20 protein-coding genes and 1 tRNA gene are annotated in these 24,879 nt (G+C 54.5%); 11 read left to right on the forward strand and 10 right to left on the reverse strand.

The genetic code is table 11. From position 1 onward, the window contains the following. Positions 1-150: 150 nt before the first annotated feature. The 9 genes from N7220_RS19445 (at position 151) to N7220_RS19485 (ending at position 12,093) form a co-directional block, all read left to right on the forward strand. The gene (locus N7220_RS19445; RefSeq protein ID WP_283149189.1) at positions 151-1,443 is read left to right on the forward strand and encodes an MFS transporter; all 1,293 of its coding nucleotides are present in this window, start codon (positions 151-153) and stop codon (positions 1,441-1,443) included. 281 nt (positions 1,444-1,724) lie between these two features. After that, a complete protein-coding gene (locus N7220_RS19450) occupies positions 1,725-2,975 on the forward strand; it encodes a porin (protein WP_390901590.1) in 1,251 nt (416 codons plus the stop codon). A gap of 174 nt (positions 2,976-3,149) precedes the next feature. Next, the gene (locus N7220_RS19455) at positions 3,150-5,351 is read left to right on the forward strand and encodes a glycoside hydrolase family 28 protein (RefSeq protein WP_283149191.1); all 2,202 of its coding nucleotides are present in this window, start codon (positions 3,150-3,152) and stop codon (positions 5,349-5,351) included. 250 nt (positions 5,352-5,601) lie between these two features. Next, positions 5,602-6,441 (forward strand): triose-phosphate isomerase, encoded by an 840-nt coding sequence (tpiA, locus tag N7220_RS19460; RefSeq protein WP_283149192.1) that lies wholly within the window; start codon positions 5,602-5,604, stop codon positions 6,439-6,441. Between the two features lie 10 nt (positions 6,442-6,451). After that, positions 6,452-7,507 carry a class 1 fructose-bisphosphatase gene (locus N7220_RS19465; RefSeq protein ID WP_283149193.1) on the forward strand — a complete coding sequence of 352 codons (1,056 nt, stop codon included), beginning with the start codon at positions 6,452-6,454 and terminating at the stop codon, positions 7,505-7,507. An 84-nt stretch (positions 7,508-7,591) separates the two neighbouring features. Then, the gene (gene fba / locus N7220_RS19470) at positions 7,592-8,647 is read left to right on the forward strand and encodes a class II fructose-bisphosphate aldolase (protein ID WP_283149194.1); all 1,056 of its coding nucleotides are present in this window, start codon (positions 7,592-7,594) and stop codon (positions 8,645-8,647) included. Positions 8,648-8,685: 38 nt separating this feature from the next. Then, on the forward strand, positions 8,686-9,609 hold the full coding sequence (gene kdgK, locus N7220_RS19475; RefSeq protein ID WP_283149195.1) for a 2-dehydro-3-deoxygluconokinase: 924 nt from the start codon (positions 8,686-8,688) through the stop codon (positions 9,607-9,609). Between the two features lie 58 nt (positions 9,610-9,667). Next, positions 9,668-10,405: a GntR family transcriptional regulator gene (locus N7220_RS19480; RefSeq protein WP_283149196.1), complete on the forward strand. Its 738-nt coding sequence runs from the start codon at positions 9,668-9,670 to the stop codon at positions 10,403-10,405. Between the two features lie 77 nt (positions 10,406-10,482). Then, entirely contained in the window at positions 10,483-12,093 is a 1,611-nt protein-coding gene (locus N7220_RS19485; RefSeq protein ID WP_283149197.1) for a methyl-accepting chemotaxis protein, read from the forward strand. Between the two features lie 97 nt (positions 12,094-12,190). On the opposite strand, the gene N7220_RS19490 is transcribed toward N7220_RS19485, so the two are convergent. The 4 genes from N7220_RS19490 to N7220_RS19505 all read right to left on the reverse strand — a co-directional run bounded on the left by N7220_RS19490 (position 12,191) and on the right by N7220_RS19505 (position 17,331). Further along, positions 12,191-12,340 carry a hypothetical protein gene (locus tag N7220_RS19490; protein WP_283149198.1) on the reverse strand — a complete coding sequence of 50 codons (150 nt, stop codon included), beginning with the start codon at positions 12,338-12,340 and terminating at the stop codon, positions 12,191-12,193. 38 nt (positions 12,341-12,378) lie between these two features. Next, positions 12,379-13,131, reverse strand: coding sequence for a helix-turn-helix domain-containing protein (locus tag N7220_RS19495; RefSeq protein ID WP_283149199.1), 753 nt, complete (start codon positions 13,129-13,131; stop codon positions 12,379-12,381). 1,346 nt (positions 13,132-14,477) lie between these two features. Then, entirely contained in the window at positions 14,478-16,292 is a 1,815-nt protein-coding gene (locus N7220_RS19500; protein WP_283149200.1) for a glycoside hydrolase family 28 protein, read from the reverse strand. A gap of 100 nt (positions 16,293-16,392) precedes the next feature. After that, a complete protein-coding gene (locus N7220_RS19505; RefSeq protein ID WP_283149201.1) occupies positions 16,393-17,331 on the reverse strand; it encodes a hypothetical protein in 939 nt (312 codons plus the stop codon). Between the two features lie 621 nt (positions 17,332-17,952). On the opposite strand from N7220_RS19505, the gene N7220_RS19510 reads away from it, so the two are divergent. Further along, positions 17,953-18,495: a putative metalloprotease CJM1_0395 family protein gene (locus N7220_RS19510; RefSeq protein WP_283149202.1), complete on the forward strand. Its 543-nt coding sequence runs from the start codon at positions 17,953-17,955 to the stop codon at positions 18,493-18,495. A gap of 152 nt (positions 18,496-18,647) precedes the next feature. Here the strand turns inward: N7220_RS19510 and N7220_RS19515 are convergent, their stop codons facing one another. The 3 genes from N7220_RS19515 to N7220_RS19525 form a co-directional block, all read right to left on the reverse strand. Next, entirely contained in the window at positions 18,648-19,238 is a 591-nt protein-coding gene (locus N7220_RS19515; RefSeq protein WP_283149203.1) for a hypothetical protein, read from the reverse strand. A gap of 100 nt (positions 19,239-19,338) precedes the next feature. After that, the gene (locus N7220_RS19520) at positions 19,339-19,794 is read right to left on the reverse strand and encodes a hypothetical protein (RefSeq protein WP_283149204.1); all 456 of its coding nucleotides are present in this window, start codon (positions 19,792-19,794) and stop codon (positions 19,339-19,341) included. Between the two features lie 61 nt (positions 19,795-19,855). Continuing rightward, complete coding sequence (locus N7220_RS19525; protein ID WP_283149205.1) at positions 19,856-20,626, reverse strand: DUF2092 domain-containing protein; 771 nt, start codon at positions 20,624-20,626, stop codon at positions 19,856-19,858. 592 nt (positions 20,627-21,218) lie between these two features. Between N7220_RS19525 and N7220_RS19530 the strand changes: the two genes are divergently transcribed. After that, positions 21,219-21,383: an LEPR-XLL domain-containing protein gene (locus N7220_RS19530; protein ID WP_283149206.1), complete on the forward strand. Its 165-nt coding sequence runs from the start codon at positions 21,219-21,221 to the stop codon at positions 21,381-21,383. Here the strand turns inward: N7220_RS19530 and N7220_RS19535 are convergent. The 3 genes from N7220_RS19535 to N7220_RS19545 all read right to left on the reverse strand — a co-directional run bounded on the left by N7220_RS19535 (position 21,380) and on the right by N7220_RS19545 (position 24,783). Then, on the reverse strand, positions 21,380-22,297 hold the full coding sequence (locus tag N7220_RS19535; RefSeq protein WP_283149207.1) for a hypothetical protein: 918 nt from the start codon (positions 22,295-22,297) through the stop codon (positions 21,380-21,382). The genes N7220_RS19530 and N7220_RS19535 overlap by 4 nt on opposite strands. Positions 22,298-22,819: 522 nt before the next feature. Beyond that, a tRNA-Thr gene (locus tag N7220_RS19540) sits at positions 22,820-22,895 on the reverse strand. An 85-nt stretch (positions 22,896-22,980) separates the two neighbouring features. Beyond that, a complete protein-coding gene (locus tag N7220_RS19545) occupies positions 22,981-24,783 on the reverse strand; it encodes an aminopeptidase P family protein (RefSeq protein ID WP_283149208.1) in 1,803 nt (600 codons plus the stop codon). Positions 24,784-24,879 lie beyond the last annotated feature (96 nt).

Here is a 24,879-nt window from a genome sequence, read left to right on the forward strand (position 1 = left end):
GTTGTTTTTAAATCTTGCAGAGATTGAAGGCTTTTGTTGCAGGTAAAAGCCGAATGATCCGAATAAACCCGGCTGCCGCAGTAACCCGGAACTCGGTGAATACCGAAACGGTGCAGTTGGCTCGTCAATCAAGTGGTTGAAGGATATGTCATGAGCAAAATCAAGGGCATGCGTTGGTGGATGGTCGGCATGGTCACCGCTGGCCTGATCGTCAATTACCTCGCGCGCAATACGCTGTCGGTGGCTGCACCGACAATGATGCACGAACTGAATATTTCTACGCAGCAGTACTCCTGGATCGTGGTTTCCTGGCAAATCTGTTATGCCTTGATGCAGCCTATTGCCGGCTTTGTGCTGGACACCATTGGCACCAAAATCGGTTTTGCCATTTTTGCGTTGGCCTGGTCGGTCGCTTGCGCTGCTGCAGCCCTGGCCACGGGCTGGCAAAGTCTGGCGGTCTTTCGAGGCCTGTTAGGCATGAGTGAGGCGGCTGGTATACCGGCAGGAGTGAAAGCCACCACCGAATGGTTCCCGGCCAAAGAGCGCTCGGTGGCCATTGGCTGGTTCAACATCGGTTCATCCATCGGCGCGCTGTGCGCACCGCCTTTGGTCGTGTGGTCCATCATGCACGGCACATGGGAGTGGGCGTTTGTGATCGTTGGTGGTCTGGGATTGATCTGGACAGGGCTGTGGGCATGGCTCTACAAGCATCCGAAGAACCAGAAAAATCTCTCCAACGAAGAGCGCGACTATATCCTCGCTGGCCAGGAAGCCAAGTACGCCGAAGAGGTCACCAAAAAGGCTACCTGGCGCGAGATTCTGCGCAATCGCGACTTCTGGTCCATCGGTATTCCCCGCTTCCTGTCGGAACCGGCATGGCAAACCTTCAATGCCTGGATCCCTTTGTACATGGCCACTGAACGTCATATGAATCTGAAAGAAATTGCCATGTTTGCCTGGTTGCCGTTTCTGGCTGCTGATATTGGCTGCGTGTTGGGTGGATATCTGAGCCCGCTGTATCACAAGTATTGCAAGGTTTCGCTGTTCACATCCCGCAAGATGGTTATGGTGACTGGTTCGCTGTGCATGATCGGACCGGCTTGCATTGGCCTGGTCGAAAGTCCTTACGCAGCGATTGCCTTGTTGTGTGTCGGCGGCTTTGCCCACCAAACCTTGTCTGGCGCGCTTTATGCAATTACCTCCGATGTGTTCGGCAAGAACGAAGTCGCCACAGCAACAGGTCTTGGTGGCATGTTTGGTTATCTTGGCGCGACGCTGTTCACTCTCGTGTTTGGTGTTCTGGTGACACAGATTGGTTACAGCCCGCTGTTTGTCGTGCTGGCTTTGTTTGATGTTGTTGCCGCAATCGTAGTTTGCCTGATGGCTCGTGAACGTATCATTGTGACCAACCAGCCTGTGCAAGGAACTCCCGTCGCGGTTTGACATCGGGTGTATTGAACTTTAAAAAGCCGGTCCTGCCGCAAGGGAGGCGGGATCGGTAAATCACCCGAATAGATGAATTGTTGTTCACGGCAAATCTGAACGGTGCGGTGAAATCTCAAACACATTAATTTTTTCCAGTCCAATTGCTGGCGGGGATTCCTGCGCATTGTGTTTATCAAGCCGGTTAATCTGAATATTTTTGTTGCAATTGTGGGTATTTTGTCGGTAATCAAATAGGGAGCATAAAAATGTCTAAATCAGGTAAGTTCAGTAAAAAGGCAATGCTGATTGCGGGAGCATCGGTATTTGCAGGTATTTCGTCTTGTGCATTTGCTGATCTGGATTCAGCGATGAAAGATCTCAATATTGAAACCTCTGTGTACGGATTTTTGAACGGCCAGATAGAGTCTGTTCAGGCCGATGGTGGCGCAACTCCGTATTCGTCACGCGGCAGAATTTCGGACGGTAACTCCCGGCTTGGATTTAAGGGCTCAATTGAGATTAATCAATACGCGAAAGGTATTTGGCAATTAGAAGGCGGTCTGAACAATTTTGAGAATGGCGGCGTGAACGACCAGGGGAGTTCCGCTACGCTTGAATCGCGTAACTCTTTTGTTGGCGTTGAGGACACTCGCTTCGGTCGCGTGATCGTAGGTAACAATGATTCTATCTATCGCAGCCTGGTTGGTTCGGGGGGTGAAATGGGTGGCAACCTTGGCCTTACGGTGCACGGGCTAGATCTGTGGAACAACACTTCCGCACAAATGACTGGCAATGCCAACAGCTTATTCAGCCGCGGTGAGGCACGTTACAAGAATTCGGTACATTACCTCTCACCAGAATTTTATGGCTTCCAGGCCGGTGGCTCCTATGGTTTTGATGAAGCAGAAAGCAGCGGTGGCAACCGCGGTCGTTATTCGCTGGCAGCCAAATACACACATGGGGGCTTTGAAATTGGTGTCGGCTACGACCGCCAAGGCAATACCGGTGTGCTCACCGACAAGGTATCGCAAGGTTACGGATTCCAGACTGGTGCCGTTAACAATGTAGACACCTATTTCTACAAGGTTGTTGCATCTTACAAGTTCCCGACCAAAACCTACGTTGGCGTTGGTTATGAAGTTGGCAATTACGGTTATTCGCAATTCAATCCGGCTAGCTCGTCCAATCTGTATAGCTCGACGACGACTGGCTCAATGAAGCAAAGCTCGGCGATGATTTCTGTCGCACAAGATGTGCGTGAAGATACGTCGATCATGCTTTCTTATGGCAAATTGGGTCACCTGGATAATGCAACCTTTGGCACCCCGGATGATTATTCCGCAACTCAATTCTCGGTCGGTGCGTTGTATCAGTTCAACAAGTATCTGGCGACGTACGTGTATTACACCGATATCAAAAATAAGTCACAGCAAAACGTGAATCTGGGTCAGTCTCCAATTTACAGCAATAACTCAGGTACCACTAACGCGTTCCTGGCTCCTGGTGATAGTCCGCGCGCATTTGGTTTGGGTTTGATTGCTCGTTTCTGATCGGGTGGAACATGTTCAGCCAGGCAATGGCTGGCTAATTACCCGCTCTCGCAATACCAGTCACAGTGATGACTTTGGTAATCACGCATTGCTGTCATGGTTTGACCGCGATTGCCAGGTTATCCAGAGGTGATATCCACGATCTGGATATCCAATTTGGGGGAAGTAAATAAAATGAAGATGCATAAAACAAGGGAAATGCTGCAGCGGCTGAAGGAACTGGGTTTTCTGGTTCCGGTGGTAGCTGTGTCAATCGCACTTAGCGCATGTGGTGGCGGTGGTGGCGACAGTAGCAATGCGACAAACTACTCGTCCGACAAACCGTTCCAGGTAGGCACCACCAGCTTTGATGCCAATCTGCCGGCAGAACCAAGCCTGCCAACGGACGACCAGGTATGTGCAACGGTCTATGCCCAGCCAAACGTGATCGGCGGCAAATCTGTGCCGGTTGTTAGTCGCCCGGATGGTTCGTTGCCACCAGAGGCAGATCCGTCGACCTCTGGTAACGGTGTTGCGACCACAACAGCCAATCCTGATCAGGCGCGCATCCAGGCCGCGTTGGATCAGTGCGGTGCATCGGTTGATGCAGAAGTTGGTGGGCAGATTGCTGCAGTCGACGCTGCAGCAACTGCGTCTCAGAAACTGGCCAACGTGATGGTAACGGTGAAGAACGCTTCGGCACCGGTTGCGGCAAATATCGCTGGTGTTTCAGGCGAAGAATTGGCCAAGCCACAATATAAAGCCAAGAAATTTGCAGTACGTCTGGTTGCCAGCCAAGGCGCAGATGGCAGCAATGGCTTTATCAGCGGCCCGCTGACCTTGCCGTCTGGTGTAACGCTGTGGATCGATAAGGGGGTGACGCTATATGCCTCGCGCGATGCGACGACCTACCTCACAACGACTGCCGGCAAATACTGCGCCAACACTGCAAACTCTGGTTCGGCTGGTAGCTCCAGCAACTGCCAGGCGTTGATCAATGGTAACAATATGGTCAACTCCGCGGTGATGGGTGATGGTCGTATCGACAGTCGTGGTTACGCGGAAGTCGTGACGTCCAACAAGTACTATCCGCTGATGAAGGTGGATCTGACTTGTACCAACACCTACGCGGCTTATCTGACGAACAAATTTGCGGCTGACGGCACGCCTTGCGACAACGGCGGTACCTTTGTTGATACCAAGTCCGCTGCCCGCAACATGACCTGGTGGGATCTGGCCTTCAAAGGCAACATGGTTGATAACGGTACAACCGGTTCCGGTTCGCAGTCCAACTTCCGCATGATGGTGTTCAATTACGCCAAAAACCTGACCTTGTATCGCATTACCCTGAACAACAGCGCCAACTTCCACGTCGTGCCGAGTGGTGTCGATGGCCTGACTATCTGGGGCGTGAAGGTACAAACACCGTCGCTGGCAGCCTTTGCCAACCCGGCAGGTAACGGCAATCCGCTGTACAACGGCCAAACCTTTACCGAAGACAACGTCAAGAACACCGACGCCTTCGATCCGGGCGCAGCCAGCAAGCAAACCTCGGTCGCTCTGGCAACCGGCAGCAAGACCAATTCGGCAGCGAAGATCTCGTTTGACGGGTATCTAAAGAACTTTGTGTTTGCCTACAACTTTGTCAGCACCGGTGACGATGATATTGCGCTTAAGGGCAGTAGCAATCCGACTCCAGGCGGCAATGGCTCCGGCATCTTCGCCATCGACGGTAACCGCGACGTTCGTTCTGACCGTAAGTGGGGCATGATCATCGCCCACAACCATATCTACTGGGGTCATGGCATTTCGGTGGGTAGCGAGACTAACTCTGGCGTGACCAATGTGCAGGTGTATGACAACTCCTTCCAGGATTCGGAAGAAGGTCTGCGCATCAAGTCCGACTATGCTCGCGGCGGCGAAGTCAGCAACATTAACTACAGCAATATTTGTATCAAGGATGCTCAGAACGCGCTGCTGTTTACGCCGTATTACAGCACCAAGGCGTTGCCAGCGGCTGGTCCGTTGTACCCGAACTTCCACGACATCGTTCTGAACAACGTGCGGATTCTGGGTAGTTCAAACGTCAAGCTGCAAGGCTTCCAGGCGAACACAGGTGGCTTTGGCAATCCGGCTTACCCGCTGGTGATGTCGCTGACCAATGTGCTGGCTGATTCGGGTACTGCGGTGACCGTTTCGGCAATGTCTGATGCCAATCTGACCGTTCGTGGTGTCAACCTGCCCTTGTTCTCCTCGACCGATAACCGCGTTGTGGTGAACGGTACAGTGACGCAAGCCGTCGATCCATCCAAGGTCATCGATTGCAGCAACGCGTTTGTTGATTTCCCTGCAATTGGTCAATCCAACTTGTTCGGTTCTACGTGGGCTTCCCACTAAGTGGTAAGCGGGCGGCGATAACCTCGCCGCCTCTCGCGTGATCAAACCTCCCGGCATCGTCGGGAGGTTTTCTACGGTCCATTTGTTTGTTATCGGGCCTGTATCCAAGGTTATTGACCCAATCCTGTTCTGCCGGTGAGCACCGCTGCCGCAGTGGGGAGGATTTTGTCAGCGACTTTGGTTTTGAACGGCAACAACGATTTAAATGCCGCGTTTTAAAGGCTCTGACAGGATTAAAAAGATGGCTGCAATGGCTGAAACGACAAACAACGCATTGGCAAATTCCTGCCTGGTAACAACCGTAGCGGGAAGTTCAACACCGATATCCCGGTGTCGCCGCAAGCTGGTGATCGGCAACTGGAAAATGCACGGAAACCTGGATTTGTGCCTCGAGGCCGTCAGTGTGTTGGCGGACGTCGTGCAGCCTGAGGTGGACTTGGTGCTATGTCCGCCAGCTCCTTATTTGGGAGAAATCCGGCGGTTGATGCGTACTACACGGCTCCAGATGAGCGCGCAAAACGTAGCGGAACTGGCCAAGGGCGAGCGCACGGGGGAGTGGTCCGCTGCCATGCTGGCGGAAATTGGTTGTCATTACGTGATTGTGGGGCATTCCGAGCGTCGTCAGCACCACGGCGAATGTGATGCGTTGACCGCTGCCAAAGCGCAAGCCTGTGTCGCTGCGGGTGTAATCCCGGTGGTTTGTATTGGTGAAAACCAGGAGGAGCGCGATAGCGGGCTCACCGAAAGTGTGCTGGCGAGCCAACTCGATACTCTACTGGCAACCACCGGGTGGCGTTACGCCGTGGTGGCTTACGAACCAGTCTGGGCCATTGGCACAGGTAACGCAGCCACGCCCGCCGTTGCGCAGTCGGTACATGCGTTTATCCGCGGTTATCTGGCTCAGGTGGATGCCACTGCAGCTTCCCGCATGCGCCTGGTTTATGGCGGCAGTGTCAGTCCACAAAACGCCGCGGCCTTGTTTGCCATGCCCGACGTCGATGGCGCATTGATTGGTCGTGCGTCGTTGGCGCCGCAATCCCTTTCGCAGATTTATTCGGCGGCCCTGCAAGCGCAGGCCGGATGTCTTTAACAGGTGAATTATGAGTACCAGTCTTTCCAGTTTCATTGCGACCCGATGTACCACCGATGATCGCCACCCCGTCGCTTTCTATCAATTGATTCACAGCATTGCGCAGACCTGCCGTGCGATTGCTGCTGCTGTGGACCGCAGCGCGCTGGCAGGTACCACGGGTAGTGCTGGTGTTGCCAACGTTCAAGGCGAAGAACAAAAAAAGCTCGATATTGTCACCAACACCTTGATGCTGGAAGGCACCGCCAACAACGACGTATTGGCGGCAGTGGCATCCGAAGAAATGGCGCGGATCAGCCGCACTGGTCAGGCGCGTAAAGCCGGTCAATATCTGTTGCTGTTTGATCCATTGGACGGCTCTTCCAACGTGGACGTGAATGCACCGGTGGGAACGATATTTTCGATCCTTCGTTGTGCTGACAGTACTTATCCGGTGAGTGAATCGGATTTCCTGCAGCCGGGCACGGCTCAAGTGTGCGCCGGGTATGCTATCTATGGCGCGGCCACCATGCTGGTGCTGACGCTCGGTGATGGGGTGGACGGTTTTACGCTGGATCGGGATAGCGGTGAATTCGTTCTTACTCATCCGCGGATGACCATCCCGGCCAGCACACGTGAATTTGCCATCAACACGGCTAATACCCGTTTCTGGGAAGCACCGGTCAACCGTTATATCGACGAATGCCTGGCCGGAGCCAATGGTCCGCGCAAACAGGATTTCAACATGCGTTGGGTGGCTGCGATGGTTGCTGACGTGCATCGCATTCTGCTGCGTGGAGGCGTGTTTCTGTATCCACAAGACACCCGCGAAGCAAGCCGCTTTGGCAAATTGCGACTGCTGTATGAGGCAAATCCGATGTCTTTTCTGGTAGAGCAAGCCGGCGGCATGAGCAGTACCGGTCATGAGCGGGTCATGGATATCCAGCCGCACGCTTTACATCAGCGTATCGCCGTGATGCTCGGTTCGCGCGACGAGGTGGAGCGATTGACGGCCTATCACCAGCAAGCGGCACAACCAGTGCCTGATCTGGTCAATGCCCTTCGCCATCTCTGGACCGAGTATTAAACGGCAGCCCCAGCCAATAGAAACATGGACCTGACGGCATATCCCAGCGCCCAGGTCATACAAACAAGATCAAGGAATAACACCATGCCACTGGTTTCCATGAGACAGCTGCTGGATCACGCTGCTGATTACCAATACGGTTTGCCAGCCTTTAACGTCAACAATATGGAGCAGATGCGCGCCATCATGCTCGCCGCAGATCGCACCGATAGCCCGGTCATCGTGCAGGCGTCAGCGGGGGCTCGCGCTTATGCCGGTGCGCCATTTTTGCGGCATCTGATTCTGGCGGCGATTGAAGAGTTTCCTCATTTGCCGATTGTGATGCACCAGGATCACGGCACTAGCCCGGCGGTATGCCAGCGTGCCATTCAGTTGGGATTCTCTTCCGTAATGATGGATGGCTCGTTACTGGAAAACGGCAAAACCCCGGCAAGTTACGACTACAACGTGAACGTCACCCGCAACGTGGTGGCTTTTGCGCACGCGTGTGGCGTCTCGGTCGAAGGTGAACTGGGCTGTCTCGGTAGCCTGGAAACCGGTATGGCTGGCGAAGAGGACGGCGTGGGAGCGGAGGGCACGCTGGATCATGCGCAGATGCTGACCGATCCGGATGAAGCCGCCGCATTTGTTTTGGCCACCGGCGTCGATGCGCTCGCCATCGCCATTGGCACCAGCCATGGCGCCTACAAGTTCACCCGCCCGCCAACGGGAGACACACTGGCGATTGATCGCATCCGCCAGATTCATGCTCGTTTGCCTGAGACCCACCTGGTTATGCATGGCAGCTCATCTGTGCCGCAGGAATGGCTACGGGTGATCAATGAATACGGCGGCGATATCCCAGACACCTGGGGAGTGCCGGTATCGGAGATCGTGGAAGGCATCCGGCATGGCGTGCGCAAAATCAATATTGATACCGATTTGCGCCTGGCTGCTACCGGCGCCATTCGCCGCGCATTCGGGACGGCCAGAGCCGAGTTCGATCCCCGCAAATACCTGGAGAAAGCGACCGATGCCATGCGCGATATTTGCATCGCGCGCTACGAGGCCTTCGGTGCTGCGGGCAGGGCTAGTCGTATCAAGCCGATGTCGCTGGATGCCATGGCCGCACGCTATACACGTAGCACTGTAGCTGCGTGACACTTAATTCGACCTTGTAGGCAGCGGCGAGAATATCAATGAACAAGCAAACAGTGGCCATCATTGGCGAATGCATGATCGAGCTGCAACGGCATGGCGGCGGTTTGGAGTACCACTTTGGCGGCGACACGCTCAATACGGCGGTTTACCTGTCGCGCAAGGTGGATCAAACGCGATTTGATATCGCTTACGTAAGCGCGCTCGGCGTGGATACGCTCTCTGATGAAATGTGCGCGGCCTGGCAAAGTGAAGGCATATCAACGCAGTGGGTGCAGCGTTTGCCCGACCGCTTGCCTGGTATTTATCTGATTGAAACGGATAAGCAAGGCGAACGCACCTTTCACTATTGGCGCAAGGACTCCGCCGCTCGTTACTGGCTGGAGGGACCGCAGACGGGGCGGGTGATAGCCGGGTTGATTAACGCTGACGTGATTTACCTGTCAGGAATCAGCCTGGCCATTCTCAGCTCGGCGTATCGCGAGATGCTGTGTGAAGTATTAGGGCGCTGTCGGGCGAATGGCGGCCAGATAGTATTCGACAACAACTATCGCCCGCGGCTGTGGGAAAGCACTGAAGCGGCGATCCAGATGTACTGCCGAGTTTTGATGTTAGCCAATACAGCCCTGTTAACGCTGGACGACGAAACCGCGCTATACGGGGAGCAAGATGTGGACGCGGTGATTGCCCGCACTCGGGCGCTGGGGGTGGCGGAGGTTGTCGTCAAGCGAGGAGGGGCGGCGTGTGTGGTTGCTACACCTGACTTGCGGCTGGAGATCACGCCAGAGCCCGTTGCTGAAGTGGTCGATACCACTGCGGCAGGGGATTCATTTGGCGCAGCTTATCTAGCGGCAAGATTGGCTGGCGCGAACCCGGCCAAGGCCGCCGAAGCAGGACATCGCCTTGCGGGGCGGGTGATTCAGCACAGAGGCGCCATCATTCCTTTATCAGCCATGCCGGATTAATCCTTTCTGTTACTGATTTCTCCCTATCGATCAAAACCTGTTTACGAGACTTTTCCAGATGCTCCAGAAGAGAGCCGGTGATCCCGCACGAACCGAAGAAAACCCCGGTAGCGCAGCGCAGCGCGTTTACCTCGATTTGCGCCAGCGAATCGTCGATATGGTGCTGCTGCCCGGCACCCGTATTGTTGAGAAAGATCTTGCTGCCGAACATGGCACCAGCCGTACACCGGTACACGAGGCGGTTCGCCGTCTTGCTGAAGAAGGCCTCGTGGAGGTAACTCAGCGCGTTGGAACATATGTATCGCGGATTCCGCTGGACAGGCTGGGCGAAGCCATGCTGATACGTACCGCGCTGGAAGTCGCCATTGTGCGCCGTGCGGCGCTGCAGATCAGCCCGCAAGACATCGGCCGCCTGCGCGGGATGCTGGCGGAACAGATTGCCTGTATTGAACGCCAGGACGTTCTGGGCTTTCACCGTAGTGATGAAGATTTTCACGAGGCGTTGGCGGATATCGCTGGTTTCCCCGGCGTCTGGCGGATGGTTTTGCAGGCCAAAATCCAGATCGACCGTTACCGCCGCTTGACCTTGCCCATGCCGGGCCGAATGGATGTGGTGCTGGCTGAGCACATAGAGGTTGTTGCGATGCTTGAGTCAGGTCAGCGGGATCAGGCTGCCGTGGCGATGCGCGAGCATCTGGATCAGGTCTTGCCGGTCCTGGATATCGCCCGTACTCGCTGCCCGGAATATTTCATTGCCAATTTGCCCGAAAGCCGGGAGCCAGCACCTTACTGGTAACGCTGCGGCGGGCAGCACAGGCGGCGCTGATGATGAGCGTTGCAGACCATTTTGAGTTGATATGACGGAGTCAGAACATGAAGTTATCAACGCGGCTGGGTTTGATTGTCGCAAGTGCTGTAATTGGCTTGATCATAGTGGCCATCTTCGCCCTGCATACCTTGCATGCCACCATGCTGGCAGATCGGCGAGAGGAGATTCACGCGGTACTTAACCTGGCGCGCCATCAGGTGGCGTTTTACCAGGATCAGGAGAAGAGCGGCAAGCTCACGCGCCAGGAAGCTCAAGCTAAAGCAATCGAAGCGTTATCTGGCCTGCGCGATGGCAAAAACTATCTCTGGGCGCGGACAAAGGGCGCGTTGGGCCTGGTTCATCCTAACCCGGCTGTAATAGGCAAAGTGGATTTTGGTGCACGTCTGGCCAATGGCCGGACCAACTTTGAGAACTATGTAGTTGAGCTGCAGGATAAGGACTTTGGTTATTTTGACGACATGACCAAGCGGCCTGGCACTGACGTTGAAGTGCCAAAAATCAACGGCGTGACCCGTATTGATGGCTGGGACTGGTTGGTAGGTTTTGGTGTTTTTGTCGACGACATTGACCAAGCGTACTGGACTCTGGCTTGGCACTTTTTGTTAATTGGCTTTGCCGCACTGATCGTAGTGTCAGCCTTGGCCATCGTGATGTCACGAAACATCTACCGGCGCCTTGGCGGCGAGCCGGATTACGCGGCGGAGGTTGCACAAGCCATCGCCAGCGGCGATCTGACCTGGCAGGTCAAACTGCGTAATGGTGACGGGAGCTTGCTGGGGGCAATTGCGGGCATGCAAAAAAGCCTGCGGGAAATGATTCATGGCATCCAGCATGGCGCTCAGGAACTGGCACAAGCATCGGTCAGTCTGACCCGGCAGATGGAGCAGATCCACACTTCTTCCCGCCAGTCCTCTGACGCGACATCTTCCACCGCTGCGGCCATTGAAGAAATGTCAGTGAGTATTGACCAGATTTCGGGCAGTGCCAGGGAAACAGAAAAGGACTCTGCGCGCGCAGCTGCATTGGCGCAGGATGGTGAGGTCCTGGTAAATCGGGTTGCTGCCGAGATACAGGGGCTATTAAGCGAGGTCGGCGGGGCGTCGGATTTGATCAGCGGGCTGGTAGAACGCTCCCGCGAAATTGGCGGGGTGTCCGGCGAGATCAAGGAAATTGCCGATCAGACCAACCTGCTGGCCCTGAACGCTGCGATTGAAGCCGCCCGGGCTGGCGAACAAGGCCGGGGTTTTGCTGTGGTTGCCGATGAAGTACGTAAACTGGCGGAGCGAACTACGCAAGCAACCAATCAGATCGCCAATATGGTGCAAGCTATTCGCACGGACACCGGAGAAGTGGTCAGCAGCATGCAAGCGGTAACCCCCAGGGTGAGAGGGAGTGTGGAGATGGCCGGGTCTGCTGCCACTGCATTGCGTGAAATCAATCACGGCGCCAACGCCAACCTTGAGCGGGTGCGCGACGTAGCCAATGCCGCTGCGGAACAGAGCCTGGCCAGTAACAGTGTGGCGGGGAATGTTGAACGAATTGCCCAAATGGTGGAAGGCTCTACGTCTTCTGTGCAGATCGCCAACCAGAACGTGCGGGAGCTGGAGTTACTTGCTGCACAATTGCGGCGATCGGTGGCGCAATTCAGACTTTAGCTTGGCATTGCCTTTCAAAGAAGATGCGACACAGACAGGCGAGGACTGCATTTCAGTGCGGTCCTCGCCAGTGCCAATCCGGCCGTAACAGATTATGCTATCTTGATTCACGCCATTGGTGATTAATTTTATTAAAGGCTCGCCAGTGACGCTGTTCCTGGCTGGTGCCAAAATTGCGCGAGAACAGCCATAATTGCAGGTGCCACTCGCGCTTGAGGAAAATCAGTATTTTCTTGATTGGCTGCATGATCTATTCTTTATTCATTTGCAAATGAAAACAGAAAATCAATTTTCCTGACAGTCATCACCTTTCATTGTTTTCTTCAGCTCAGGAATGTCCAGTAGCTCAATCAGGCGATTTTGCATTTGTATTAATTTCATGCTTTGCAAGCGAGACAAAATTCGGCTCACGGTTTCAATTGACAAGCCAAGATAGCTGGCCATTTCGTTTCGCGTCATACGCAGCAAGAAACTTTTATGTGAATAGCCTCGTAGCGCGAACTCGTCAGACAAATTAAACAGAAAGGCGACAACACGCTGTACCGCGGCAGTATCACGCAACAACAAAGTGGCGTGGTGCAATCGGTTGATTTCGTGCGCCATCAGTCGGTACAAATAGGCTTGAAAGGCTGGAGAACTTTGAGTTTGCGCATCGATACGGGCATAGGAAAGCTCGCAGACTTCACCATCCTCAAGCGCAATGGCGTCATAAGTGTGGCGGCCTGACGCCAGCGCATCCGCTCCGATCAACGCACCTGCCATATAAAAGCCGGTTACTTGTTCCCGGTGATGCTCATTCATCATCCTGGTTTTAAAAACCCCCAGCCGCACTGCGTAAAGCGAATGCAATGTTTGTCCTGCCGAGAAAATTCTCGTACCGCGTTTGACATGAATAGTGCGCGTGATGAATTGGCTCATCAGCGGCAAATTTTGTTGCGCCATGTCTGCAGGCAGGCAAATATCCCGGACATTACAATTGGTACAGGTGCGTTGCACCGGCTTGGCTTTTATGGATTGGACTTGGACAGTAGAAAGCATGATCCATCCTGCATAAATAAAAAGGATTTAAGGCTGCAAACTCATGAAAAATATCGCCGATGGTTTATTTATATGGAACAGAAATTTGGAAGAATTATTTCAACCGAAATTAAAATAGGAAAGCAAAGGCATACTGTAAATGCTATGCATGCAGCTAAAGGTGGATAAGTCCAAACTGCTTGCTTGCTAACTGCTACAACTCTTCTGTTTGGGTATGCGGAAACATTATCACTTCGATTCCGGTTTCATTATTGATCCAATCTGATATATCAGTATTATGTGCGCTATCTTTATGAATTTGCAACAGTTTTGTAGTTTCTTTTAATGTAACTACAACGACCTGGAATCAGACACTTGGCGATCTCGGAAATGTGAATGAATTAGTAGTCGTTAGTGGGCATAGAGGGGGGGAACGAGGAAAAAAAAGAGGCCATCGGAGATAGCCTCTTTGAACGGAACAGCCTGACGCTCAGTTGTTGTAGAACAGCAGGGCATGCGTGGGTCAATGGCCAGGTAGATGGAGCCAACACCATTGGGCCAGTTTGACTATGGGTCAGGTGGGCTCCCGACCGGCTGGATATATGAGCACCAAGCGGGCTGTTGCGCACCAGCGTTTGCGGGTTGCTAACACAAAGATCGGGAGCCACTCAGTGTTCAGTTGACGGAGACGGATGCCCCGCTAACGGTCATAGGCATTTTGTGGATAAGGGTGGCCAAGGAATACCGGGCTGGCAGGTATTGCAGCGTTATCGTCAGTTCTGAAGGTGCTGTTTACAGCCATAATCCCATAAGGGTGATTGGAAGCGGTAAACGGCGCAAGCAAAGAGCCACTCAGCTCGGGCGCGATGTGTAGGTATAGCGTACTTGGAATTGATTACGACAAGCGCGGCGCGCTCTACCAGGATAGCGGGTTTCCCGTCACCAGTGATCCGGTGATGAATGAGCGGAGCGGACGGGGCCGGACTGTAAGTGGCGATCGAGCCAAGAACGAAGTCATTCTTGAAAATAATGTTCTTCGCCTGGCAGCCGATAATGCCGGACCCCAGCGATAAAATCGTCGCGCAGCCTGTGCTGATTGGCGTTTTGGCCAGGCAACGGGTATAGATTGAGTTGGTATTGATCGGGTTGTAACCGCAGGGAAGTTACCCTTGAGATTAAAGTACGGGTATGTAGCGGGCGAGGTGCTGTTACGTCATCGTTACTGAGTCAGGCATTTGAGAGCCATTGCCGACCGAATGTTATCCATTCTTGGGTTTTATTCAGTGGGGGGATGGTCATTGAATGCGCCGATTTTTTCCTTGCCGTGACTGATCCATCCTGAAATCAGCCACGGTGGCCCCGGCGAATTACTGAACTGTCATAGGCGCATTGGTCGCGGGGAAATTGACAAATGCGGTGCTGCAGTCATACGGCGCAGTCGTCGTTCCGGTGCGCGCATCGGTTAGGGTGAACCCGTTCTGGCCCCCTGCGGCATGCAGCAAACTAGCAAAGGATACTGGTCCAGGCCCCATTGTCAGACCCGCGTTCGAAGCCAAAGCAGGGAATCCGCTAGCGGGGCTACCCCAGCCAGGCATCGAATCAAAAACAACGTTATCAAGCGTGATGTTCTTGAGGGGAGAGGTTGGTGAAGTGTACTGATAGCCTCTAAAGCCGATGCTGGCGTTACCTGCCCCTGCATAACGCGAGCCACTTACATCCAGGTTGCGCACATTGCGGATCGTAATGTCGTGGATGTTTGGCACCAGCGCGTTGGTGGAGCCCTGTGCGTTGCCATAGTAGCTATCAATTAAAAGTGGCTGTGTAACACGCCGCGTACATAAGCCATCAACGACCACATTCTTGACCTCACCACCGCGACTATCATCTGTTTTGATCCGGAAGCCGCTGGTAGAACTGATATCGAAACCATCCACGGTCATATCGCGAATGGTGACATTGCTCAGGCCGGAATCTGTTTCGCTGCCAATCGACATGCCGTGGGTGTAATACATGCGGTTGTGCAGAATCTGGATATTGCTGGTCGCAGGCGAGGTATGCGACTTGATTGCAATGCCGTCATCGCCGGTACTGATATGGTTGAAAGCGATCAATACGTTTTGCGACTGGCCCGGATCGATTCCGTCTGTATTTTTTGTGGTATCGGGCGTGAAGCAAGTGCTTGCACGTGTAAGGTTGGGCGAGCCAGAAACAACGGGAGCAGTTCCCGCCGCGCAGTTGTAGCCAGCAACGGAGTATTCCAGCGAAGGAGTAAGTATTTTGCTGGCCCAAATTGTCGCGCCATTCGTCCCCGTGGTTACCACATGAAATTTGGGGGCATTTTGCAAGGTGGTACGGTACAAGACAAAATTGCTGCCGCCATTCACCTGGATCAGGCGTGGATTGTTTTGATTGGCATTGCTCATGGTTTTGGTCAGTGCACCAACATCCCACCAGGTCAGCGTATTTGCATAAGTGCCGCTAGTCATCACCGCGCCACCACGGCCATCAATTGTCCCGTCACCAACTACGCCGCTATTGTTGGGTGTGATGCTGATAAGCGGGCTGCAGCCATTATCACTAGCGGATGTCGCACCACAGGTGTTTTTGCCGGCGATCTGGTAGTCAACCGGGCTACGCGATGCGAACAGGGTGATACCGCTATCAATCCATAGTGTGACGCCTGCTTTGAGCGTGAGCGGGCCCGACAAGAAGGCATTTTCGCCATTCGCCCCCGTAACCAGTTTGACCGCCTGGCCATTCGCACAGGAGTTGAGCGCACTCTGAATTCGCGACGCATCTGGTTGCGAATTTGCTGGAGTAGCATCAATTGAATTGTCCAGCAGGCCTTTGGCGTTTCTGGTGAGGCTGGCATTTACCGTTGCACAAACAGCGGTAGGTAGGGTGGGTTCTTTGCCCGCTACTGCAGCGTCATTTTGTGCGCTGAGTGGCCAGGAACCAATGGACGGTGCAGGCACGGGAGTAGGGCTTGGTGTTGGGGTTGGGATAGGTATGGGGTTCGGAGTTGGTGTAGGGGTTGCTGCCGAATTATCAGCAGGAGGCGTTGTTGAGCTGTTTGCCTGGGCGCTCCCAGAGTCTGCGCCACCTCCGCAGCCGGCTAGCGAGATAGTCAGGAACAGTGAAGCGAGCGCGCAACTGCCCGCATTGGGTTTGGAGTAGTTCATGTGCGGTCCTTGCACGACTTGGCAGAACGCCAGCCGAATTTTTGTGGGAGCATGATGACGCCGCGCAGATATAGCCCGCGGCGTCATAAGGACGATGAAGTTAAGGTTTGATCATTAGCCCCTGAATAACCATGGTGCCCCCGGTATTGATGTTCTGCAGACGCAGAATGAGCGGCTGAGTGATTGGGGTGGGGATGAGGTTGGTTTCATCGCAGACGTTACCCGTGCAAGCTGCTCGGCTCGGCGACGTGGTTACAATATTGGTCCAAGTCGTGCCGTTAGTGCTGTAGTCGAGCTGATAGCCATTACTACCTGCCCGATAGAATTCAAAGCTGAACTGACTAAGTTTAGGGAGGTTGAAGGTGACAAAACCGCCGCCGGTAGCCGAGCCGGTGAACGTTTTGGATAACTGAATATTGCCCACGAGACTGCTGCCTGACGCTAGATCAGAGGTGTATTTCACAGTGGAACTGGCACCAGTAGTTGTGCCATTGCCATTTTGGCTGGCGCAGATGAATTGTGAGCCTGTCGCTGCAACCATCGAGCCTGATCCCGGGCCGTTTGGCGTGCCGGGGTAACTTTCAAAGATGGCGGCGTCCCCGGTGGGTGCCAGACCCGCAAGGTAGGCACTGGCGTTTGCAGTGCCACCCATTGTATTGCCAAGTGAGGCCAATGGCGTAACCATGGTGCCTGTGGCTCCTCCAAACGAGGTGTTCAACGTCGCCACATCAATCATGACACCGCACGAGCCCGCGATCTGGGTTGGAGTGCCCGTAGGTGTGGGGGTTGTAGTCGGGGTCGGAGTTGGTGTCGACGTTGGGGTAGGAGTGGGTGTTGGAGTTGGAGTTGGAGTCGGCGTCGGCGTTGCAACCGGAGTTGGCGTCGGTGTTACGCTTGGCGTTGCTGGTGCCTTGGGTGATGCGGCTGTTGATGGCGCGCCGACCGGATCGGCATTGGTGCCATCGCCACAAGCGCTCAGTGTTGATGCAAATAATGCAGCGATAGCCGCAGCCTGCAGTGTTTTTCTGGTTTGATTCATTGCAGCTCCCCCCATAAATTTAACTGAAGCCCGGCTTTGCTGTTCCTTCCGTGGATTCGCCAAGGTAGCGTATCAACCAGGTTATGCATCTGATAAGCAAAGGTTATTTCCGGGCCGATATACCCAATACCCGCCAATCAATGTGTGGGGCGTGTATCAAAGTAAGCACAATATGCGTCTGATATATCAGAAATATTTGCCGGTATGCTAGGGGGAAACAGACGTGAGCGGCTACGCGTAACACGCAATGTCATGACAAAAATCAACCGCATGTGTACTTATGGAAAAATGACTACATGTGGCGGGATGAGGCAGAGCAAGTGGCATGCTGTTTGCTTGGTTCAAAAGGAGCGAAGTGAGAAAAGTGGGGCTCACTGTATCTTGAAGTGGCGGCCATCCGTGGCGACCGGGGTCCTGCGAGCTAAATCTGACGCTGCTTGTTTGCCTGTTTGGGAAGGCATTGCGCTTGTATCGTTGGGCTCTCCAACTTCTGGCGTAAGTGGATTCAATATTCGCATGGGCTATTAAAACCTGCCGAGTATCGCCAAAGCAGCGTTCCACGAAGCGCTATCGCCGGGAAATTACCTAAAATACAGAAGCTTGTGATCATGGGTGTTTGTGATGCTAACCGTATCCAGCCCTGTTGCCGGGAATCTGTTGCGTATGTATGCGCAGTCGGGTTCGGCTGCACCGGTGGATGGTGATAACGGTAGCAATGCAAACACGCCGCGTAGTGCCAGTGGGCAAACTCTGGACAACGCTCAGCAACAACAGGTGGACCAGCTTCAGAAAATTGACAAGGCCACGCGAGCACATGAGCAGGCGCATCTGGCTGCTGCTGGCGGGTTGACGATTGCGGGGCCTAACTATCAACTGACTATGGGGCCGGACGGCAAGCAGTACGCCAATGGTGGCGATGTGCAGATTGATGTGAGCGAAGGGCGCACTCCGGAAGAAACCGTGCGCAAGGCGCGCATTATCCAGGCTGCCGCGCTGGCGCCGGCGCAGCCGTCGACGCAGGATATTTCGGTTGCCGCGCAGGCCCAAGCCATGGAGCAGAAAGCAGAGCAACAAATCGCGCAGCGTAGTACGCAAAGCCAGCAACTGGCCAATGCGTATCAGCCTGATTTACCTGCAATTTCAGGATTTTCCAATAGCGCCTGACTTTGCCCGCAGCGTCTTTCTGTGTTCAATTGCGATGAGGCCAGCACCCGCAGATGCTCCCTCCAGTATGAAACCGTTATCTCCTTGATAAGTGCCGAAGCTGTCCCAAGTGGGTGAGGGGGATAGCAGATGCTGGCGAACCCCGAGTCTGGTTATTGGGGATGCAGTTCTTCAAGCGTTTCAGCTAACCCTCGGCCAAACACCCGCAAATTGGTGCGCACGGTGACCAGATCGGTGACGTGAAATGGCAAGCTGCCTTTGCGTACTACCAGGATATCGCCGGAGTCGCCCTTGGGTGCTTTGGGGATGAAGAAGGTCTGCCAGTGAATGGTTTCCTCCACCAGAAACGCGGCTAGCCATTGACCGTCACTTTTTTCCAGCAGCCCGCCTTGCCAGGCGTCGGCGTCATGCACGTCAAATTGCTCGTCGGCCATCGATTTGAGAAAGCTCAGTGACGGCATGACACGCACCGCCACGCCCTCGACCGAGTCTCCCATCAGGCGCAGTACGGTAGCCCGTTGCAACAATAAACCCAAGGCAAAGCACAGTAAAACGAGAGCGGAAATGGCCAGCACGGTCAGCGTGAATTCGCCCAGAAAGTGCTGAATGCCGATTTTGTCGGCCAGAGGTGCTTCCAGCTTTTTGAGTGTGCCTATGAATCTGGCAAAGACATAAAGCAGCACGCCCAGAGGCAGCGCAAACAACACACCGCTGATCATGATTGCCAGAAAGCGCTTGAGCATGAGTGCCCTCCCTGTTGGCCAAATGAAAAGACAAGGCCCCAAAATACATATGGGGCCTTGTCATACTCCAGCTTGCACAAGTGCGGCAGCTGCGTACTGTTTAAGGCGCGTTCACCACAACGTAGGTGACATTGCTGCCCTGATATTGCGGCTGGTACCAGGTGCTGCCGCATTGCATATAAGCCGTGTTGCCATGCATGACCTGGACGCAGCCGCTGGTCGGCATTTGTGCCGGGGTCAGAATGGCGCCGACCACGGCCACGGTTGCAGTAATGGCCGCTGCCGTGGCAATAGGATGATAGTTATTGTCATAGCCATAACCACCGCGACCATTGTTTTCGACGTTCACGTTGACGTCGCGGTTGTTGTTGACGTTCACGTTGTTGTGGCTGTTGTTGATATTGGTTTTGTTGCCCACGTTGTTACCGTTGGCCACTCTGTTACCACCATTGCCGTTGTTGTGGGCGCCGCCCCCAGCGGGTTTATTAACCGAAGTGCGGGCCGCTCCCCTGGCGCCGGGTCCGGCATTGGCGGCATCCGCCAAGCCCAGTGTCATCAGGGCTGCAGTGATAAGGGATAGCAATGCGACATGTGTTCTGGATTTCATCATTGGCCCCTTATTCGCTTGCCTTGGTTAGTGGAATGGACACATCACCTTTGCCTGGCACGAAGGTAAAGCTGGATGACTTGATGACCGGCTTGACGTTCCACGTGTAGACCGCGCTGTATTCCGGATGGGCATCATCAGTTAGCGTGGTGATCACCAGCTTGCATGGCAGCGGTTTTTCCGAGCGGGTGACCCACAACTGCCAGTCCATGCCTTCCTGGCGGAATGCCAGGTGGTCGCACATCTTGCCATTGATCTGGGACGGGCCGACATACAGCGCGCTGGTCAACGCACTAGCCTGCGATTTATCGGTGCCAAACAGGAACAGATCCTCCAGCGGGATCTGAATGCCGTAGTGATCTTCAAGGTCGTGTATGGCATCGGAAATCTTGCCGGGCGCATTCACCGTGGTGTAGTACTTCAGGTTTGGCGAGTACTGGGTCAGTTTGCTGCCGTTGTAAAAGAAACGACGGCTTTGGGTATCGCTTTCCACTGCAGCGTACATTTTGGTACGACCATCCACCTGCAGTTTGGTAGTGGCCTGCATTTGCAGTTTCTGGCCGGTTTCCAGCACGGTGTCATGGGTAATGGCAGCGTCTACTTCAAATCTGGGCAGGCTACGCAAGTAGTTGCCCATCTGGGTCAGTTTATCGACCACGTGCGGGTTGACTACCGCAGCCGGTGCGGACGCGTCGGCCGCTGCAGGTGTTGCATCCTCCGCCCATGCATGCATCGCCACCGGGGCGAGCAATGCACACATTAGCTTTAGTTTCCACGTCATGTGTTTTCTCCAGCGTGTTTGAACGTACTTAGGTGAAGTTGAAACTCCGCAGTCAGCGGGGTTTTCTGCATGCAGTTTGTGCGGGCAACCAAGGGGCACCGGTAGCGGTGTTATCCATGTTCTGGCCCGCATAAATGATGGCTGGCTGATACCCCCTATGTTCTAGCACCTTAATTACGAACTTGTAATTTAATTGGCAAAATGTCGCAGGGGGAGCGAGGTTTTCGCAAAATGTAATCGGCTGATTCGTGATACCGGCTATGTGGTTTTGGCCAGGCTTGCACACGCAAAGAGCGCGTAGTTGCAAGTGGTCAATTTTTGCTAAGCTGCAGAAAAACAACGAATTTATGGATTATTTTGCTGAGGTTAAGGTGGGACGGTGTTTTGTGAGGACTATGTACAGTCGTCTACAGCTTTCCAGTTTTTGTAAGTTGTGGTCGGCAAGTGCAATTTTTACATTCTATATTGATCGTAATTTCGCGGAGCCGGTGGCACGGCGGTCGCGAAAAGGGATGGTGTGACAAGCAGCCAGCAGAGGCTGCGGCAAACGGTGTGCGACCAGATAGCGCACCCGCTTCAATGAGTGTTCGATATGTCAGAAAAACAAGGTTCCACTCGCGCGCAGAGCCCGCTGCGTCCGCGCTCCCACGCTCTGGCGCTGGAACCGCGCATTTTGTTCGACGGTGCCGTCGCGGCAGCGGTTGAACAACACCACGCCGATAGCACCCACGCTCTGAAAGTGTGCTGCTTGGGCTAAAAACTCATCGCCAAGCCGAGGGATACCCCGGAGACATTATTGCCAAACACATAGCGCGCCACTAGCCGGGTGCGCGTGACAATGATGTCGTACTTGCTCGAATCCAGTTCCATCCCCACGCCCAACGAGGTGAGATAGTCGAACCCCAAGGCGCCGCGCAATTGGCCGAGGTATTGGGTATGGGCAAACTCCAGCACATAGCGCACCGGACGGTCCAGCGCGGTCATGCCGGTCGGGGCGCGGTAGCGGGCCCATACGCCCAGACTTTGCGCGTCAGCATGCCCTTTCACCGCATCATCCGAGCCACCAAAGCTTTCCAGTGCGATATTGGAATAACGCAGCTCGATTTCCTGTTCGCGCTCGGGTTTGAAATCCTCATACACCAGCATCAGTGAGCCACCCAGGCCATAAGCATTCAAGGTGCCGCCATCTACAAAACTGATGTCCCGATCTGTCTTGTGGTTAATCAGCCATTCTCCGGCGGAAAGATCACTCACTACCTTGCCCAGCGCGATATTGAGAATAGGGCGGATTTTGATGTACTGCGTGATGGGGAAGTCCCAACCAATGCCGCCGCTGACATCACCGGTATTCCAGCGCAGCGGCAGCTTGCGTTCATCTACACCGTTGGTGGCAAGAAAAGTGGGGTCGTAGCGCATATACGCCGCCAGTCCTTCCAGATATAGCGGCGTCGAGTCGCTGATTGTTGCGCCACCGCCCAACTGGGTAGACCACAGGCCCGGGTTACCGGAGCTGGCGTTGTTGATCGACAACGAGCTGGTGGTGACATCCGGCACCACCGCGTAGCCGATCAAGCCAACTACTGCATTGGCCGTGCGTTGCAGATTGGCGCCCTCTACCCGGTATGGGCGCAGTGGATCAGCTTGGGCCACGTCACAAAGAAGCATGGCCATGACCACTGCGCAGAGTGCCAATTTTGCCAATCTATAACGATTAAGCCGGCAAATCACAGAATCCAAATGTTGCCCCTTGGGTCAATTCATCGTGCCGCGTATTCAGGGTCGCGGGCTATGGTTATCTGTATGTATATAGATGAACCGCTGATATACCGCCATCCATCGGCGTGATTTTGGCGTGGCCGCCACAGTGTTCACCTGCGGCGATTCTGAGTAGGGGTATTTGGCCGAGCAGGGTCGAATGCGCATCTGAATTGCGGGGACTGGATGATCTGCAGGCGTTCGTGAGCTGGCCAGAGGTTGTGTGAACGCGATTGGAGACAATGCTTGCGCTTGGGGGATGGGAATACTGTTCGCGTCAGACGTTGCCGGGCACGGGCAATGACGCTGCGTCGCAAAGCTCGCTGGAGGGGTTTTTTTTTGAATTCAGCTTGGAAAAGCTTCTAATAAGACTACAGCCGGGAACGAAAAAAGGGTTACGTCCGAAAACGTAACCCTTTGATCTTGCTGCTAAATTCATGGTGCCGCCGGCAGGAATCGAACTCGCGACCCCCTGATTACAAGTCAGGTGCTCTACCAACTGAGCTACAGCGGCACTGGTGAGGGACCGAATACTAACACGGGTTTTCTGGTTCGTAAACGCGTGTTGCGCAGTTTTTTCGGTCCTGTGGTTTTTACATCTAGATCGCCTCTGTACGCGCTTGCAACCAGGCCTTGGCATCGCCCTCAACGTAGGGCAACAAGCGTTCCCGGACGGTGGTGTGGTAAGCGTTTAGCCAGTCTGCCTCGGTCTGGGTGAGCAGGGCGCGGTCGATGCAGCGAGTATCGATCGGGCACAGGGTCAATGTTTCAAATTGCAGGAAATCGCCGAATTCAGTGGTTTCTGCCGGTTGATTGATGACTAGATTCTCAATGCGGATGCCCCAGCGGCCCGGACGATATACACCGGGTTCGATGGAGGTAATCATGCCTTGCAGCATGGCCGTATCAGGCCCGGCCTCACGGAAATAACCAATACTTTGCGGGCCTTCATGCACGTTCAGGAAGTAGCCCACACCGTGGCCGGTACCGTGGTTGTAATCAATGCCTTCGGCCCACATGGGGGCTCGCGCAATGCTGTCGAGCATGGCGGCACGAATCTGCAGCGGGAAGCGCGCGGCAGACAGCGCAATCACGCCCTTCAGCACAATAGTGAAGTCACGGCGATGATCGGCAGTGATCTGGCCGACGGGCACAACGCGGGTGATATCGGTGGTACCGCCTACATATTGGCCGCCAGAGTCAATCAGCAACAGCCCGTTCCCACTGATGACAGAGTGCGCTTCCGCTGTGGCGTGATAGTGAGGTAGCGCGCCGTTCTGGTTAAACCCGGCAATCGTGCCAAAGCTGGGCGAAACAAAGCCAGGACGCTTGGCACGAGCAGCGGTGATGCGCTCGTCGATGGTCAGTTCGGTGACGTGTTCGCGATTTAACGCGCCGTCCAGCCAGCAGAAGAATTCGCACAGTGCGGCGCCGTCCTGCTCCATTGCGTGACGGATATGCGCGGTTTCTTCGGTGGTTTTACGGGACTTGAACAACTGTGACGGATTGAGCTTTTCAATCAGGCGCACGTTGGCCGGGATGGCATTGATCAGTCCCAAGGTGGTTCGGGCCGGATCGATCAGCACGCTGACGTTTGCTGGCAGGGCGGCGAGGGCGGTGGTGGCCGCGTTGTACGGTGCAATAATCACCCCGTCCGCTGCAAGCGTTTGCCGCAGTTCGGCCGAGACTTTGGCTTCATCAATAAACAGCGTGGCGGCGTCGTGGCCAATCAGTGCGTGCGCCAGAAAAACCGGGTTGTATTGCACGTCCGCACCGCGCAGATTGAAAATCCACGCCAGGTCATCCAGGGTGGAGACAAAATGCCAATCCGCAGTGGATTTCTGCATTGCCGCGCGAACCTGCGCCAGCTTTTCTTTGCGGGAAACCGAAGCGTAGGGCGCTACATGTTCGTAGATAGGCGCTTGCGGTAGCGCAGGGCGGTCTTGCCATATCTCATTGAGCAGATCGCTGCCGGTTTCCAGTTTGACACCGGCAGCGGCCAATGCCGCGTCGGTGGCCCGGGCGGAGGCCAGGCTGAACACTGCGCCATCTGCGCCCGCTTTGGCGCCGTCTTGCAGATTGTCAGCCAGCCAGTCTACGTGGGGCTGGGCTTGACCACTAAGCAATTTCATCAGGCGAACGCCGGTCCCGGCCAGTTGCGCTTCTGCTTGCTCCCAATACCGGCCATCTACCCACACACCGGCAAAGTCTTGCGTGACTACCAGCGTGCCGACGGAACCGGTAAAGCCGGAGGTCCATTTGCGGCCTTGCCAGAAGTCGGGCAGGTATTCGGAAAGATGCGGGTCGGCCGAGGGAATGATCCAGGCGTCAAACTGATGACGCGACATGGCTGCACGTAGAGCGGAGACGCGTTGTTGAATGGTTTGTGAGTGATCGATCATGACAGCAATCTCCGGAGTGTTCGGTAGCAGTATTCAAGTAAATATAAATAGATAAGGCAGAGCGTATGGATAGATTCTAAGCGTGCAGATTCCGGC

Origin of the sequence: Silvimonas soli (assembly GCF_030035605.1) — a bacterium.
Taxonomy (GTDB): domain Bacteria; phylum Pseudomonadota; class Gammaproteobacteria; order Burkholderiales; family Chitinibacteraceae; genus Silvimonas; species Silvimonas soli.

What these genes read in the sequence shown, in the direction of transcription:
- N7220_RS19445 (WP_283149189.1), top strand. Translation starts at nt 151, where the DNA reads ATGAGCAAAATCAAGGGCATGCGTTGGTGGATGGTCGGCATGGTCACC.
- N7220_RS19450 (WP_390901590.1), top strand. Translation starts at nt 1,725, where the DNA reads ATGCTGATTGCGGGAGCATCGGTATTTGCAGGTATTTCGTCTTGTGCA.
- N7220_RS19455 (WP_283149191.1), top strand. Translation starts at nt 3,150, where the DNA reads ATGAAGATGCATAAAACAAGGGAAATGCTGCAGCGGCTGAAGGAACTG.
- tpiA (WP_283149192.1), top strand. Translation starts at nt 5,602, where the DNA reads ATGGCTGAAACGACAAACAACGCATTGGCAAATTCCTGCCTGGTAACA.
- N7220_RS19465 (WP_283149193.1), top strand. Translation starts at nt 6,452, where the DNA reads ATGAGTACCAGTCTTTCCAGTTTCATTGCGACCCGATGTACCACCGAT.
- fba (WP_283149194.1), top strand. Translation starts at nt 7,592, where the DNA reads ATGCCACTGGTTTCCATGAGACAGCTGCTGGATCACGCTGCTGATTAC.
- kdgK (WP_283149195.1), top strand. Translation starts at nt 8,686, where the DNA reads ATGAACAAGCAAACAGTGGCCATCATTGGCGAATGCATGATCGAGCTG.
- N7220_RS19480 (WP_283149196.1), top strand. Translation starts at nt 9,668, where the DNA reads ATGCTCCAGAAGAGAGCCGGTGATCCCGCACGAACCGAAGAAAACCCC.
- N7220_RS19485 (WP_283149197.1), top strand. Translation starts at nt 10,483, where the DNA reads ATGAAGTTATCAACGCGGCTGGGTTTGATTGTCGCAAGTGCTGTAATT.
- N7220_RS19490 (WP_283149198.1), bottom strand. Translation starts at nt 12,340, where the DNA reads ATGCAGCCAATCAAGAAAATACTGATTTTCCTCAAGCGCGAGTGGCAC.
- N7220_RS19495 (WP_283149199.1), bottom strand. Translation starts at nt 13,131, where the DNA reads ATGCTTTCTACTGTCCAAGTCCAATCCATAAAAGCCAAGCCGGTGCAA.
- N7220_RS19500 (WP_283149200.1), bottom strand. Translation starts at nt 16,292, where the DNA reads ATGAACTACTCCAAACCCAATGCGGGCAGTTGCGCGCTCGCTTCACTG.
- N7220_RS19505 (WP_283149201.1), bottom strand. Translation starts at nt 17,331, where the DNA reads ATGAATCAAACCAGAAAAACACTGCAGGCTGCGGCTATCGCTGCATTA.
- N7220_RS19510 (WP_283149202.1), top strand. Translation starts at nt 17,953, where the DNA reads ATGCTAACCGTATCCAGCCCTGTTGCCGGGAATCTGTTGCGTATGTAT.
- N7220_RS19515 (WP_283149203.1), bottom strand. Translation starts at nt 19,238, where the DNA reads ATGCTCAAGCGCTTTCTGGCAATCATGATCAGCGGTGTGTTGTTTGCG.
- N7220_RS19520 (WP_283149204.1), bottom strand. Translation starts at nt 19,794, where the DNA reads ATGACACTGGGCTTGGCGGATGCCGCCAATGCCGGACCCGGCGCCAGG.
- N7220_RS19525 (WP_283149205.1), bottom strand. Translation starts at nt 20,626, where the DNA reads ATGACGTGGAAACTAAAGCTAATGTGTGCATTGCTCGCCCCGGTGGCG.
- N7220_RS19530 (WP_283149206.1), top strand. Translation starts at nt 21,219, where the DNA reads ATGTCAGAAAAACAAGGTTCCACTCGCGCGCAGAGCCCGCTGCGTCCG.
- N7220_RS19535 (WP_283149207.1), bottom strand. Translation starts at nt 22,297, where the DNA reads ATGGCCATGCTTCTTTGTGACGTGGCCCAAGCTGATCCACTGCGCCCA.
- N7220_RS19545 (WP_283149208.1), bottom strand. Translation starts at nt 24,783, where the DNA reads ATGATCGATCACTCACAAACCATTCAACAACGCGTCTCCGCTCTACGT.